This is a genomic window from Bacillota bacterium (assembly GCA_012727955.1).
Taxonomy (GTDB): domain Bacteria; phylum Bacillota; class Limnochordia; order DTU087; family JAAYGB01; genus JAAYGB01.
This window is the reverse complement of sequence record JAAYGB010000005.1, coordinates 81582-95642: the sequence shown is the minus strand read 5'-3', so window position 1 is coordinate 95642 and position 14061 is coordinate 81582. Positions and strand designations below refer to the sequence as shown.

Sequence of the window (14061 nt, the reverse complement as noted above, 5' to 3'; positions counted from 1 at the left end):
TTCCCTGCCGGTAGCGCCGTTGTCCAGGGGAGAATGGACCCGATTCTCACTGGTGAAAGTATCCAATCTAGGCCTTACCCGATGAGCCCAATACCCGCATCCGCGCCTGAATTTTCTCTTGCATTGCTCTCTTGGCTTGTGCCAGCTCTGCCAATCCCACTATCGGGCCTTCAGTGTTTTTCAGAGCCTCTCGCAGGGTGGTGCCAAAGGCGGTCATCACCTCAGTGCCAATGTTCACTTTGCGGATACCCAATTCGATAGCTCGCCGAAGGTCATCATCGGGAATCCCGGTACCACCGTGGAGCACCAGGGGAACCGATACCGCCTCATTGATGGCCGCAAGCCGCTCAAAATCCAACTTGGGTGTATCTGTGTAAAAACCGTGGGCATTGCCAATGGCTACAGCCAGGGCATCTACCTGGGTCTGAGCCACGAAGTCCGCCGCCTGGTCTGGGGCGGTCATCAGATCCGCCTTCGCCCCATCGCCCCGAGCGGCCACTCCGACCTGTCCCAGCTCTGCCTCCACGGAGACTCCACACAAGTGGGCAACCTCCGTCACCCTTTTGGTGATGGCAACGTTGTCCTCGTAGGGCAGACGGGAGCCATCGAACATCACCCCGGTATACCCTGCCTGTAGACACTTGACGACCATCTCAAAACTAGCCCCATGATCCAGGTGTAAAGCCACCGGTACTGACGCGGCCTCGGCTAAGGCTCTGCCGATGGCTGCCGATTCAGCGATACCAAAATGACGTTGGTGCCCATCATAGACCAACAGAATGACAGGGCTTTTTTCCGCCTCCGCGGCGGCAACCACCGCCTGCGTGGTCTCAACATTAAAGGCATTAAAGGCACCGACGGCGTATCCGCCCCGGTCTGCCGCGGTAAGAATGCTTTGCAGGGAGACTAAACTCAATTCCTCTTCCTCCTCACAGACTGCCAATTTGTTCTAATAATCCTACCAATTCCGGTTGGGGGAATGCTCCCGGAGAAATTCCACCACTTCATCGTAGGTGGGGATTCCCGCTCTGCCACCGAGTTTGCGAACCTTGAGCCCTGCGGCGGCGCTGGCAAATTCAGCGGCCGTTAACATGTCCATTCCCCTTAGTTTACCGACGATGTAGGCGCCGTGAAAAACATCGCCACATCCAGTGGTATCGACAACGGGACTGATGGCAAAGGCGGGGACAGCTTCGGCGACATCCCCACTGGCGCAGACACAGCCTTGCTCGGCCAAGGTGATGATTACCTCCTGATGTTGGCCCTCCGCCACCAGGTCCTTGGCCACCTGCATCGGAGTTCGCCCATCGGCAATATCCTCATAGAAGAATCGCGACGCGATGAGGATGTCCACTAGGGGCAAGAGGTTCTCCATACCCCGAGCATTAGTGGCATCCATCACCACCGGAATCCCAGCCCGACGGGCGATCTTGGCTGCAGCGATGGAAGCCGCCATTTCATTCCCGTCGACATGGAGGTACTTGGCACTGTTAATCACTTCCTCATCCAGCTCTTCAGGTCGAAGGGGCGTCGCCGTCTTGTTACTGAGAATGAAGGCCCGGTCTCCGCTGCCTTCCTCAACTAGGCACACGACAAAGCACGAGGTGGCCTTCGGTCTCACCACCAGGTGCTGGGTATCGACACCATAGCGGGCAAAGTCCTTCCGGATAAATTCCCCGGAGGCATCATCCCCCACCACACCGATAAACCCGGCTTTAGCTCCCAAGCGGCTCACTGCCACCATCGCTGTGGCGGCGGGACCGCCGCCCTGTTGACTGGAAGCGCTCATATGCACCGAACTTTCGAACTCCGGAATATGGGAAACCACGGCTAAGTAATCGTGGGTACACAAACCTAACCCCAGTACATCATAGGCCATAATGTGTCAGACGATCCAGCATCACGGGACCGTCTATCTCCCCCCTTCGTCGAAATTATCGAAATATCAAGTTAAGTTTTCAGCAAGGGGGAGGTAACACCTTTTATCTTTCCTGACTTCTCAGATACCGCTGGGCCAAGATCAAGGCCACGTAGTCATCATAGGGTTCCGAGGGATACTGCAGGGAAAGGGGCCAGAACCTCCGCCATCCCCGGCGATTTTCCTCTAGGTACTTGCGGCGGGCCAGTTCGCTGGTACGATGTTCATCGACCAGCTCAACCCTATCCACTAACCTATCAATCCCCGCTTGGGCTAACCTTTCCCGGAAAACCTTGGCTCCCGTACCATCCCCCAGCAGGACCACGTCAATGGGTCGAGACTCCACCTCCAGGCGAATCCGGTCCAACAACTCCTCGGCAGGAACCACTTCCTGCACCAAGACTTCCCCTGAGCTAGCCATCACCACCAAGCCGCATTTAGCCCTTCCTGGATCTACCGCTAACACCAGCACGTGCATCCTCCTTTGCTGCAGCAACCACTATTCCTATAAGTTCCCCAGCAATGAGAAAAACCCCTGAGTGGATTAACCACCCAGAGGTTTTTTTCCTGTCTATAGAAGTCCTACTAGAACTTCACCTTGATACCACCGGTGTACTTCATGTAGGTATCCTCAGTTTCCTTATCCACCTGAGCAGCCTTCAGGCTGAGGTCAACGGCATCGTTGAGTACCGGGACGGTAACACCAAGCTCAGTGGTCTTGGTTACAACGCCCTCGTCATTCTCAGCATTGGTGAAGTCCAACTTCAAGGTCGCGGGATCCAAGGCCAGAGTAAACCCAGTACCCCAGTCATAGGCGTCGGAGTTGTTCTTGAAGCCATAGTTCGCCTTGGCACTGAGATTGTCGACGAAGAACTTCTTGAAGGTCAGGGTGAAGTCGTTATCATCTGTTTCATTCTTCTTCAAGTTGAAGGTCTTCGCGGCATCGAATCTGAGGGGTGCCCCTGCAAACTCGAAGTCCTTGCCTACGCCCAGCTTGAAGTTAATGGAGTCGACATTTGTAGCGTCGGAGACATTGGTGGAGTGAGCGAGCTCACCGTACCAATCCAGCGACAGGAAATCGATGTCCTGGGCCCGAACTGCCAAGCCAACCTTGGTGTCGTCATGAGCATCTTCGACCAAGCTTCCAGACACGGTAACGCTGGTCTTCAAGGTAGCCAGATCGGTGGGTACCGTCATCTCCAGCTTAGCCTCTTGCACAAATTCGTTGTTACCGGCTGCTTCCTCAGTAACAGTGTACTTATTGTCTAAGTACCCACCAAAGCGAACAGCCTTCAGCTGTTTGTTCAGGTCCTCGAGACGAGCGTTCTCCAGCTCCTCAACCCGAGCTGTCAATCTCTCGATCCTCTCGTCCTGGGAGGTGTTCTCGTTCTTCAGCTGATACAGCTGGATCTCGTTGATGGTGCTTTGCACCTCAAGCTCTGCCAACCGAGCATTGCGGTCAGCGTCTGCAGCCCAAAGCTCTTCGGCATCGGCCTCAAGGGCAGCTACCTGAGTCTTAAGAGCGTCAATGTCTTCGCCCTGAGCCTCTAGGGCTTCGATTCTGGCAGCATGATCAGCAACATCCCGCTGCAGAGTGGCAACTCTGTCATAGACCTTGAAGAATACAGACTCGAGGTTGTCCAGTCTAAATCCGAGAACCTCAAGTTCACCGCCAAACTCATCGGTCAAAGCAGCCACATCAGCGCTGATGGTAGCCACTTCAGTCTCGATATAGGACTTTACGTAATCCATATCGCCCTGCAAGGCAGCAATCGCAGCCTGGGTCTGAGTCAGGTTGCTGGTATTCTGCGTAGCCAGCCTAAAGGCAGCGTCAGCCTTCTTGCCAGCAGCCTCAGCAATGGCGGCGGCTTCTTCAGTCACCCGCTCGGCTACGAACTGAGCCAATACAGCCTTAGCCTCATCGGTCAACTCAAAGGGCTTCTCTACGACGGTGGTCTCGATTACCTGACGAACCGGTTGCTCAACAACCTCAGGAATCTCAGCTCTTACCTCAGCGAGACGGCTGTCCATCACAGCGAGGATCTCGTCATAGATGTCTGCCTTCAGCTGGTCACTGGCACCGGCAAATTGATCGTCAATCCAGATCTCTAAACGATCCAAGACCCGAGCAAAAACCATTGCCATTTCATAGCGGGTAAAGCTACGTTGTCCACCGAAGGTCCCATCGGGATACCCGATAATCAGCCCAGCAGCGGCCAATCTGGTCACGGAGTCATATGCCCAGTGATCAGGATCGACATCGCCAAAGGGACTAGCAGCAATGGCCGGGACTGCCATCGCCCAGATCATCGCAAGAACTAAAAGGGCCGTTATTTTCTGTTTCATTCCATTTCCCCCCTGGTTGGTTTCTCTTTATTTGATCTCGAAGGTAATACTCGCCCGCCGAAAAAACAGTTCAGCACCGGACAGCATTCCTTCGAGCGAAACGCCTTTCCCAGCGCAGTCGTGGTCAACCTGGGTCTGGCACCTCCTTTCCCACCACCTGCACCGTGAATAGATAGAAAGACACTGTTGAGGAAGAACTTTCTGGCACAAGCTGAAAAATCCTTCCCGATTCAAAGGAAGATTTCATGGGAATTTCCTATGGGTACCGAAGGTTATGTACCAATTCAAAGTTATTCAAGATATTCTTCGCCATTGGTAGGGTCAAACCCTTTCCCGGATCCTCCCCTTGCAGGAAGGCTGATGGGTATTTTTTCGGTCTCCGAAAAGGGCCTTGTAACCCAAACTTCCAGCCCCGGCCACAGCCACAACGCCTCGGCTTTCCACTCCTTGGAGTGTCCTCCGATCCGGCTTAGGCCCAACTGTCCCACAACCGGGGACTGCTCCTTGGCCGAGGGTTCTGGCGTGGGACTCAACTCCCTGGTCAGCTTCGGAATTGCCAGGCGTCGAGATTCAGTGTCCCGGGGACGAGAGTACAACCCCATCAGTTCCATCTCCTCGGCAAACTCCCGGGTTAGATTTTCCAGGGACTGAGCGGCTCTTGCCGTCAGTCTCCTGAGTTCCGCCACCTCTTGCCGGCTTCTTCCCCCCGTCAAATCGCCGGGAGGGTGCTCCAAGGTAAAATTAAACACTTGCTCCCATAGGGTGTAATCCAGGGCAGCAAGTGCTTGGGCAACATTGGCATCACTCATACTTGTACCTAGCATCAGTTGTTTTTCTACTAATTTCCGTTGATAGTGGTCCAATCTCTGGTGAACTTTACCCACCAGAAGGGCTACCTCATAGCGGGATAGACTCACGGGGCCAAGCAAGGCCTGCCCCTGTTGATATTCCTCTACTAGACCTGCTCTGACTAAGTCCCGCAGCCCCTCGTAACCCCAATGGTTTGGCGGCAAATCTGAAAAGGTCTGGGCTTCACCCACTATTGCCCAGGAACTACACATCACCACGGCGACAAGGATAACAACTAGCCAAGGATGTCCCACTGCCCCTTCCTCCTTTTGGGAGCTAGCCTGACGGCTATGAGTCTAAGGGCACCACCTTCAAATCGATGCTGAGGGGACCTACGGCATTCCAAATATCATGGCGGGCTACTGCCTGCACCTCAATCATACTATCGTGCTGGCGCATCTGCCGGAGTGTAGCCATGAACTCATCGCCGGTAAGGGCGGTACCCAGGGTACCATCGGCATAGGTGATCATTCCCCGGGAAATCCCAATATCGTTGATCCGGCTGAGCATTGCCGCGATTTCATCTTCCACATTCACTCCCGGTGCCGACAAGTCGATCTCACGACTGAGAATAATCTCGCCCTTCTTATAGATCAGAGTATTAGGCAGATAGACCAGCCGAACCTCCACGGGCTCACCGGGTAGCGTGTTGCTGGCAGCCAGGGCGCGAATCACGTGTTTGCCCTCAGCCCGTTCCAGATAATGCAATACTTCCTGGAGATGCTCATTTTCAATCACAAGGGCAGCCCTCGAGGTAGCCTTATCCATCACCCCACGCCTTAGGGCAATCTGATTAGCCTGGTTTAGGAAGGTAATAATCTCCTGCCGCATATCCTCTATATCTCGGCTTCCTTCCATCACCGTGGCCAGAATAATCTCATTGGCCTGAAAGACAAAATTACTGGATTTAATCAGTTCCAGCTCAGTCTGTTTTTCTTGAATCAGCTCGTTCTGCAGGCTGACCATCAGATTGTACTCCTGGGTCAGGGCCTGCATATGGGTCTTCATTTCCTCTTCAGTCTGTCTCAGTTCGTCGATCTTGGCTTGGAACAGCTGATTGATCTCCTTCATATCCTCTAGCCGCTGTTTCTCCAGTGCCAAGGACCTGCGGGTCTCCTCTAGCTCCTCTTCTGTGGCAGCCAAATCCGACCGGGCTTGATTGTACTGGGCCAAGGCAGTTTCGTATTGCTGTGCGATGGCGGTGTAGGCGGCATTCATCTCTTGATACTCCGTTTTGATCAATTCAAAGTTTGTCATCATATTCTCATAGTCCGCTTGTAAGTCGGCAAACTGCCGTTCCATTTCCGCAGCTTCCGCCTGTGCGGACTCCAGTTCCACCTTGGCGGCATCTCTCTGCTCAACCACCTCTAGCAGCTGGTGGCTTAGCTCCTCATACTCGAGGGTTTTCCGTTGAATCTCCTCAGCCAAGGACTGCACTTGGGCTTCCTGGGCAGCTAGCTCCTGTTCCACTTCAAAGAGCCGTTGTTGGCTGGCATTAAAGCGGACTTCACTGGTTGCTAGGGCCGTTTGAATCTCCTTCATGTGAAATAGGGCGGTTCGCACATCGGCAGAAGCAATGGTCAGCACTGCCAGGGACGCCGCGGCAATCAGGATCCCGGTGACAATGGTAATCACGATGGATGTATACTTGGGGCGAAGGCCAAAGAGGCTAAGCCGCTTGCGACCGATCTTCATTCCAATCTTGTCACCGATATAGGCAATCACTCCACCGGACAACACCAGTGTGAGAATTAACCCAAGTCCATACACCGCGGTCACCACCCTTCCTGCTTAATTTAGCGCCTTGATCCTCACCGAGAAGAACGAAACAACAACCCCAATCCCAGAACAACAAAGAAAATATTGGCGATCCAACCACCGACAACCGGGGGCAGATATCCCCCTTGGGCTAGAGCCTCTCCCGCCGTCATAATCACGTAATAGATAAAAATAACTACAATTGACAGCCCAAATCCAATGGAGGTCGCCGATCTATGGGGCTGAATTCCCAAAGGAGCTCCCACCAAAGCAAAGATCAGGCTAGCAAAGGGCATGGCTAACTTCGAGTGCCACTTCACCTGCAACTCGCGGACATTGCGGCCTTGACTGGCTAGGATATTGATATGCTGCGACAATTCCCGAATATTCATCTCTTCGGGGTCCTTTTGGGCCCGAACGATGTCCTGCGGCTTCTGACCGATATCCACGGGCTGGCGGGCTCCAGCGAAGTTCACCGTCACCACCTGGCCATCGGCATTGAAGCGATTGGTCACTCCATTCTCCATATACCATCCTGTCTCATCCCACACAATCTGCTCCGCATAGGTGTTCTCAACGGGCTTGCCGTTGTCTAGGGATACAATCGTCACATCATGCATGATTTGAGTCTTAGCGTCAAAGCGGGCGGCATACAGGAACCAATTCATTATTCCCCGCTCGTGCGTCTGCAGAATAACGTTTCTGGTCACCGTGGGGATACTTCCACCCCGAATCTCCAGCATCAACAGGGCGCTGCGTTCATTGGCCCTAGGGGCCACCTTCTCACTAATAAAAAAACTCATTCCCGTGACGATTACTGCCACCACCAACACCGGTGCAATAATCCGCCGAAAGCTGACGCCACCGGCCTGCATTGCCACAATCTCACTGGTAGAAGACAGCCGACTCATCGACAACAGCGTTGCCAGAAGTACCGACATCGGAAAGGTGTAGGTAAAGATCTGCGGCAGATTATACAGGAAAACCAAAACCGCCTTACTCAGCGGTGCCCCATATCGGACCACCAACTTAGCCATATCGATCAATTCGGTGCCAACGAAGATACTGGTGAAGGCGGCAATCCCAAACAAGACGGGCAAAATGGTCTCCTTGGCTATATATTTATCTAGAATTCTCATAGGCTAAACCGCTCTCCCAGGTAAAACTTGCGGGCAGTCTCGTTGGTGGCGATTTCCTCGGCGGAGCCAGAAACTAGGATCTTGCCCTGATGCATAATATAGGCTCGATCGGTGATGGCCAGGGTCTCTCTCACGTTATGATCGGTGATCAATACCCCCAAACCCCGCTTCTTCAGGTAAGCCACTATCGTCTGGATATCGGCCACCGCGATGGGGTCGACCCCGGCGAAGGGTTCATCCAACAGGATGAAAGCCGGGTTTGTTGCCAGAGCCCGAGCGATTTCCACTCGACGCCGCTCTCCCCCGGACAACATCACGCCCTGCTGATTCCTGACATGCCCCAGGTCAAATTCCTCCAACAGCTCCTCCAGGCGCTGCTGTCGTTGTCTTTTATCCAACCCCATAACTTCTAAAATCGCTAAGATATTCTCCGTCACCGTCAACTTGCGAAAAATCGATGCTTCCTGGGGCAGATAACCAATTCCCAACCGGGCGCGCCGATACATCGGTAAGGGGGTAATCTCCTGTCCGTCGATCTGGACGCTCCCAGAGTCCGGCCTTTCTAATCCCACGATCATGTAAAAAGTAGTAGTCTTCCCTGCCCCGTTTGGCCCCAGTAAGCCTACTACTTCACCTCGAGCTACCTCGAGACAGACTCGATCTACAACTCTTCGACCGCGATAGGACTTCACCAGATCCTGGGCTACGATGGTCAAAACAAACTCTCCCTCATCAAACTGAATACCTGTCCCTACAACAAAATTCGCTATTTTCCCATGGATACCTCTACGCAAACCCTACCACTAGAGCCAGATCCCGGCATACCAGTCCTTCGCAGCAAGTTACCGTGAGCTTTGCCGGGCTGCCTGTAGTACCGCAGCGGCAGCTCTGTCCACCGCTCCGGAACTGCCCAGTCTGGTCCGCATCGCCTGATAATCCCGACGGATCTGTGCTATTTGGTCGGGCTGATTCCACAGCTCCAGTACCGTCCCAGCGATGTTGTCAGTAGTTACCTCTTCCTGAATCAACTCAGGAATAATCTCTTTCTCCATGATGATATTCGGCAGAGCAAAGTGGGAGATGCGCACCACCCGCCGTACAATAAAGGCCGTCACCGGCGCCACCTGGTAAATCGCCACTTGGGGAGTGTCGAGGATCGCGGCCTCCAAGGTAGCCGTTCCGCAGGCGATCACCGCCAAGTCGCTGACTGCCATCACACTATAGGCCTCACCGGTCACTATCCTTAGGTTCAGATCCCTTGCATCCAAGTCATCGAGGATGGCTGCCGCCACGTCAGACACCGTGGACGCCAGGGGAACCACGAATTGGACATCGGCAATCTCCTGGGCAATGAGTCTGGCAGCAGCCAGCATCTTGGGAAACAGTGACTTTAGCTCCTGCTCTCTGCTTCCCGGCAAAAGTCCAATAATGGGATTTTCCGGATCTAGGTCCAGTCGGGAGCAAAGCTCAGCTTTACTGCCATCCACCTGCACGATATCCAACAGGGGATGGCCGACGAACTCCACGTTGGCCCCAGCCTTCTTGTATACATCGTACTCAAAGGGAAAGATGGACACCACTTTGTCGGCAAAGGCGGCTACCTTCTTGGCCCGGCCTTCGGCATAGGCCCATGCCGCTGGGCTAATGTAGTAGACCACAGGAATGTTAGCTGCCTTGGCCATGGGACCCAGGCGCATGTTGAAGCCGCCAAAATCGATGAGTACTAGGACATCGGGCCGTCGTTCCACTAAGGCATCCCGCAGCCGGGACAAAACCCGTTTTAGCACCCGATAACTTTTCAGCGCCTCCACAAATCCAATGGTGGACATTTGGGTGGGATCAAAGAGCAGCTCAACGCCGGCCTCTTGCATCAAGCGACCACCCATCCCGAAGAACTGGATATCGGGATTTTGCCGCCTCAGGCTCTGGACCAAGTAGGAACCGTGGAGATCTCCCGAGGCTTCTCCCGCAACGATCATCACCTTGTAGCCCTTCATTGGTCAGCACCTGCCTGCCCATCCTGATCGGAAACGCCTACGATGGCGATACCTAGTTCGTTGGCCTGGCGAACAAACTGCGGCTCCTCAACAATCAATACGGCACCGGCCTCCACCGCCAGTACCGAGGCTTGGGCCCGAACCATATACTGCAGGGTTCTCTCCCCCACCGTAGGGATATCAAAGCGAAGATCCTGATGGGGTTTGGCCACTTTCACCACTACTGTACCGGGGCCGGCCAGAGCTCCTCCCCGCAGGATGGCCTCATCGGTTCCCTCCACGGCTTCAGCGGCCACCACCGCGGCATGCTTGACCACCACCGTCTGTCCAATGTCCAGGCGCCCGATGCCCTTAGCCATGGGAAAACCAAATCCAATGTCCTGCCACTGCTCTGGAGTAGGGGCCTGGTCGGTTAAGACGCCAGGACGAACCAACAAGGGTTCCAGAATATCCAGTTGGGAGCCAACCTCAAGTCCATGGGCAGCCAAGTCCGCGATAAAGGCCAACACCACAGCGTCGTCGTTGCGGGCTGCCAGGGACCCCATGATTTGCCGAAAACGAGCATCAAATTCCATGGAGGTGTACATCAGACCCTTGGGAACCTTCCCTACCATATACACCCGATCAACAGCCTCTTGCTGCAGGGTACTGAGAATCTTTCCCCACTGCCCCACCGGGATCTGCAGCAACTTGTCCACGTGGGAGGCAAGTTCCGGCCTGGCAGCAAAGATCTGAATCGCCACCACACTGTGCCCCATAGCTTTCGCATTCTCGGCAAAGGCAAAGGGTAGTAACCCTTCACCGGCCAGCAAACCTATTTTCATTTCACTTCCCCCTGTCCCACCTAAGCGAAGATTGGTAAAGAAAAAGCCACTGGAAACCAGTGGCCCATACCGGCAAAGGACAACCTATCCCGTTACCAGAAACAAACATTTTGCAGCAAAACATGCCCCAATAGCAGCGATGAAGAACAGCATCGACCGCTCGCTGGCAAAGGCATCTTTCCCGGCAAAACCCTCTCGGCTAAGGATGGCCTTGCTAACCTTCGGACGAAAGCGATGTACCCTAGCACAATATTGGCGATACTCATCACCATAGCTGGCCACCAAGACATCCTCTTCCACGGGAATCAATACCCGAATCACAAGGAGGCAATAGCCGAAATAGAGCAGGTATCCGATCCACCAGTTTGCAGCGACACTTAATCCCATCCCAATGAGGAAATTCCCAATCTGGCGGGGATGCCGCATCAAACTATAGGGACCATGCTCCACTAAGGGCAACCCGTCCCGTTGCTCTATTGGCTGTCCACCGAGAAACCCCGCTACCCAGAGGCGAACTAGTTCTCCCCCTGCAACCAGGACCAAACCCCAGGTCAAGGACTGGGGATTCGGACGAGACCACAGGATGCTGAGTAACAGTAGAGGCAAAGGCAGGATCCCCCGGATCTTGTACAGCGTTTCAGGCAACGACAGGGAGGCGCACTCCTTTGCCCTTAGGAACACGCTTTTTGACTGGGTCATAAGATCTCCTACCTTATCCTAACGACAAATACCACGATCCACGGATCTCAAGAAGCGGAGGAAATGATCGATTTCTGGAGAACCGGCCAACTCCTGCTCCATTTGTTCGATGGCCTCGGATATAGTCAAATTAGAACGGTACAAAATCTTATAGGCGCGCTTAATTTCGGCTCTAACCTCGGGACTTAATCCATTGCGTCTCAAGCCAACTATATTGATACCGTAGGCTTTAGCGGGATTTCCATCGACGAGAAGGTATGGAGGCACATCTTTGGTTACCATGGTATGGGCGCCGATCATCGCCATCCGCCCGACTTTGGTGAACTGATGGACTCCAACTAACCCACCAAAAACAGCACTGTCCTCAACGGTAACGTGGCCGGCTATTCCAGTGCCATGAGCAATGATGACATTATTCCCGATCTGACAATCATGGGCCACGTGAACGTAAGACATGATCAAGCAACTGTTGCCAATTCGAGTTTCGCCTCCACCACCTTCGGTACCTCGGCTGATGGTAGCATACTCCCGAATGATGTTGTTATCTCCAATGAAGAGATAGCTTTTTTCCCCTTTGAACTTCAGATCCTGGGGCTCATTTCCTATAATTGCACCGGTATAAATTTTATTATTCTTACCAATCGTCGTCCATCCCTCTATAACCACGTGGGCTCCGATCTCTGTCCCGTCACCGATCTCTACATTTTCACCAATAATCGAATAGGGACCGATAGTAACGCCGGAACCAATCACTGCATTGGGATGAACAATCGCAGTCTCGTGTATCTTCTGACGCAAAGGGATGACATTATTTCCCGGCTTTTCCTTTGTGCTCATTCCTGTTCCCCTTCCGGCTGCCCATGGCACAATCCCCAAAGTCAGCTTAAGTTTGTACAGGTGACCGTTACTGTCCGACCTTGTCGGCAGGGGCCACCACAAACATCAAATCCGCTTCGGCAGCCAGCTCATCTTCTACATAACAATAGCCCTTGCACTTGGCCAAGGACCTGCGCAACTGAGTGACTTCAACTTCAATGCGAAGTTGGTCGCCGGGAACCACGACTCGCCGAAAGCGAGCTTTGTCGATCCCGGTTAACAAAGGAACCTGACCGCTGGCCACTCCATCCTTGATCACCGCCAATCCCCCGACTTGAGCCATAGCCTCAAGCATCAGAACCCCTGGCATAATAGGGCGCTGGGGATAATGACCAGAGAAGAATTGCTCGTTGATGGTCAAGTTCTTCAATCCAACTGCCCGAATACCTGGCTCCAACTCCAGGACTCGATCCACCATCAAAAAGGGAAAGCGATGGGGAATTCTGTTTTGGATTTCAAGAATATCTAACATATGAAAATCTTCCTTTACCAATTTGTTCGGGCACAAATTAGTACCTGGAAGCAAGGCTGCTACCATTGTACCCTGCGCCCGTAGACGTGTCAAGCTAATGGATGGGAATAACAACTGCCATCCCATCCTGTTTTTTCTCGTCGGTTTCCCGGACTCTGCCCCCTAGGAACCGGAAATGATCTCCGAAGAGTCCCCGATATTCAGCTTAGTGTACCGACCAGTGACGACAGCGTTATGTCCGATTAAAGACCCATCTAAGGTAATGTCCCGCACAACTGCGCCTTCGTTGAGGATGCTGTCCCTGATCAGGCAGTTCTCCACCACGGCATGATCAGCTACCGACACATAGGGGCCGACGACACTGTTGGCTACCCTAGCAGTTCTGGCAATATGTACTGGGGGAATTACCACCGTATTTTGCAGGGGAGCACTAACGGCTCCATCCCGGTCCAAGAGATATCGATTGGTGGCCAACAGGCTCTCGGGATTACCACAGTCAAACCAGCTTTCCACTGGGAAAACACCCATGGGTTCGCCCAGTTTAATCATCCGGCGCAGGGCATCGGTGAGCTGAAATTCGCCCTTCAAGGTAATTCCCTGATCGATTATGTATTCCAGACAATTAAGCAACAGAGCAGTGTTCTTGATGTAATAGACCCCCACCACTGCTAGGTTCGACGGCGGGTTGGCTGGCTTCTCCACCAGGTCAGCGATACGATCTCCTTCCAAAGAGACAACGCCGAAACTTTGGGGATTGTCCACCTCCCGTACCCCCAAGACGCTGTGGGGACTTCTGACCACCGCTGCCAAATCAGCTTCGACGATGGTGTCGCCCAAAACAATCAGCACCGGCTCCGCCGGGTCGACATGTTCTCGAGATAGGTAGACGGCATGACCAAGACCCCGTCTCTCCTCCTGATTGACCACGCGGACGACAAAATTATAGTTCTCACTGACGTAGTCTACGATCATGTCACCCATCTGACCGACGATCAAGACCACTTCACTTACTCCAACGGGAATCAACCGGTCGAGAATATGTCCCAAGATAGGTTTGCCCGCTACCGGTACCAAGGATTTAGGTAGGGTGTGGGTATGAGGTCGCAATCGGCTACCGATCCCGGCTAAAGGCAGAATTGCGCGCAAAGAGTTGACCTCCTTAGTAAATATTTGTACTCTGAGG

General features: G+C 53.5%; 14 protein-coding genes. All 14 read right to left on the bottom strand.

Annotated features, from left to right (window positions below; genetic code table 11):
- Window positions 1-67: 67 nt before the first annotated feature.
- The 14 genes from GX030_01285 to GX030_01220 all read right to left on the bottom strand — a co-directional run bounded on the left by GX030_01285 (window position 68) and on the right by GX030_01220 (window position 14024).
- A complete protein-coding gene (locus GX030_01285) occupies window positions 68-916 on the bottom strand; it encodes a class II fructose-bisphosphate aldolase (GenBank protein NLV91012.1) in 849 nt (282 codons plus the stop codon).
- Window positions 917-958: 42 nt separating this feature from the next.
- Window positions 959-1879 (bottom strand): sugar kinase, encoded by a 921-nt coding sequence (locus GX030_01280; protein NLV91011.1) that lies wholly within the window; start codon window positions 1877-1879, stop codon window positions 959-961.
- Window positions 1880-1982: 103 nt separating this feature from the next.
- Window positions 1983-2390: a pre-16S rRNA-processing nuclease YqgF gene (locus GX030_01275; GenBank protein ID NLV91010.1), complete on the bottom strand. Its 408-nt coding sequence runs from the start codon at window positions 2388-2390 to the stop codon at window positions 1983-1985.
- A 113-nt stretch (window positions 2391-2503) separates the two neighbouring features.
- Window positions 2504-4264 (bottom strand): hypothetical protein, encoded by a 1761-nt coding sequence (locus GX030_01270; GenBank protein NLV91009.1) that lies wholly within the window; start codon window positions 4262-4264, stop codon window positions 2504-2506.
- A gap of 290 nt (window positions 4265-4554) precedes the next feature.
- Window positions 4555-5367, bottom strand: coding sequence for a hypothetical protein (locus tag GX030_01265; protein NLV91008.1), 813 nt, complete (start codon window positions 5365-5367; stop codon window positions 4555-4557).
- A gap of 34 nt (window positions 5368-5401) precedes the next feature.
- A complete protein-coding gene (locus tag GX030_01260; GenBank protein ID NLV91007.1) occupies window positions 5402-6883 on the bottom strand; it encodes a DUF3084 domain-containing protein in 1482 nt (493 codons plus the stop codon).
- 41 nt (window positions 6884-6924) lie between these two features.
- Window positions 6925-8010: a YjgP/YjgQ family permease gene (locus GX030_01255; protein NLV91006.1), complete on the bottom strand. Its 1086-nt coding sequence runs from the start codon at window positions 8008-8010 to the stop codon at window positions 6925-6927.
- Complete coding sequence (gene lptB / locus GX030_01250) at window positions 8007-8726, bottom strand: LPS export ABC transporter ATP-binding protein (protein NLV91005.1); 720 nt, start codon at window positions 8724-8726, stop codon at window positions 8007-8009. The genes GX030_01255 and lptB overlap by 4 nt, the downstream gene beginning before the upstream one ends.
- A 126-nt stretch (window positions 8727-8852) precedes the next feature.
- Window positions 8853-10007, bottom strand: coding sequence for a lipid-A-disaccharide synthase (lpxB, locus tag GX030_01245; GenBank protein ID NLV91004.1), 1155 nt, complete (start codon window positions 10005-10007; stop codon window positions 8853-8855).
- Window positions 10004-10831, bottom strand: coding sequence for an LpxI family protein (locus GX030_01240; GenBank protein ID NLV91003.1), 828 nt, complete (start codon window positions 10829-10831; stop codon window positions 10004-10006). Before GX030_01240 ends, lpxB begins: the two co-directional genes overlap by 4 nt.
- An 84-nt stretch (window positions 10832-10915) precedes the next feature.
- Window positions 10916-11530 (bottom strand): isoprenylcysteine carboxylmethyltransferase family protein, encoded by a 615-nt coding sequence (locus GX030_01235; GenBank protein NLV91002.1) that lies wholly within the window; start codon window positions 11528-11530, stop codon window positions 10916-10918.
- A gap of 18 nt (window positions 11531-11548) precedes the next feature.
- A complete protein-coding gene (lpxA, locus tag GX030_01230; protein ID NLV91001.1) occupies window positions 11549-12367 on the bottom strand; it encodes an acyl-ACP--UDP-N-acetylglucosamine O-acyltransferase in 819 nt (272 codons plus the stop codon).
- Window positions 12368-12434: 67 nt separating this feature from the next.
- The gene (fabZ, locus tag GX030_01225) at window positions 12435-12878 is read right to left on the bottom strand and encodes a 3-hydroxyacyl-ACP dehydratase FabZ (GenBank protein NLV91000.1); all 444 of its coding nucleotides are present in this window, start codon (window positions 12876-12878) and stop codon (window positions 12435-12437) included.
- A 162-nt stretch (window positions 12879-13040) separates the two neighbouring features.
- Entirely contained in the window at window positions 13041-14024 is a 984-nt protein-coding gene (locus GX030_01220; GenBank protein NLV90999.1) for an NTP transferase domain-containing protein, read from the bottom strand.
- Between the last annotated feature and the right edge of the window lie 37 nt (window positions 14025-14061).

Bases quoted from the DNA above. Each gene is read 5' to 3' on its own strand.
- GX030_01240 (NLV91003.1), bottom strand. From the start codon at position 10,831: ATGAAAATAGGTTTGCTGGCCGGTGAAGGGTTACTACCCTTTGCCTTT.
- GX030_01255 (NLV91006.1), bottom strand. From the start codon at position 8,010: ATGAGAATTCTAGATAAATATATAGCCAAGGAGACCATTTTGCCCGTC.
- GX030_01280 (NLV91011.1), bottom strand. From the start codon at position 1,879: ATGGCCTATGATGTACTGGGGTTAGGTTTGTGTACCCACGATTACTTA.
- GX030_01270 (NLV91009.1), bottom strand. From the start codon at position 4,264: ATGAAACAGAAAATAACGGCCCTTTTAGTTCTTGCGATGATCTGGGCG.
- lpxB (NLV91004.1), bottom strand. From the start codon at position 10,007: ATGAAGGGCTACAAGGTGATGATCGTTGCGGGAGAAGCCTCGGGAGAT.
- GX030_01235 (NLV91002.1), bottom strand. From the start codon at position 11,530: ATGACCCAGTCAAAAAGCGTGTTCCTAAGGGCAAAGGAGTGCGCCTCC.
- lpxA (NLV91001.1), bottom strand. From the start codon at position 12,367: ATGAGCACAAAGGAAAAGCCGGGAAATAATGTCATCCCTTTGCGTCAG.
- fabZ (NLV91000.1), bottom strand. From the start codon at position 12,878: ATGTTAGATATTCTTGAAATCCAAAACAGAATTCCCCATCGCTTTCCC.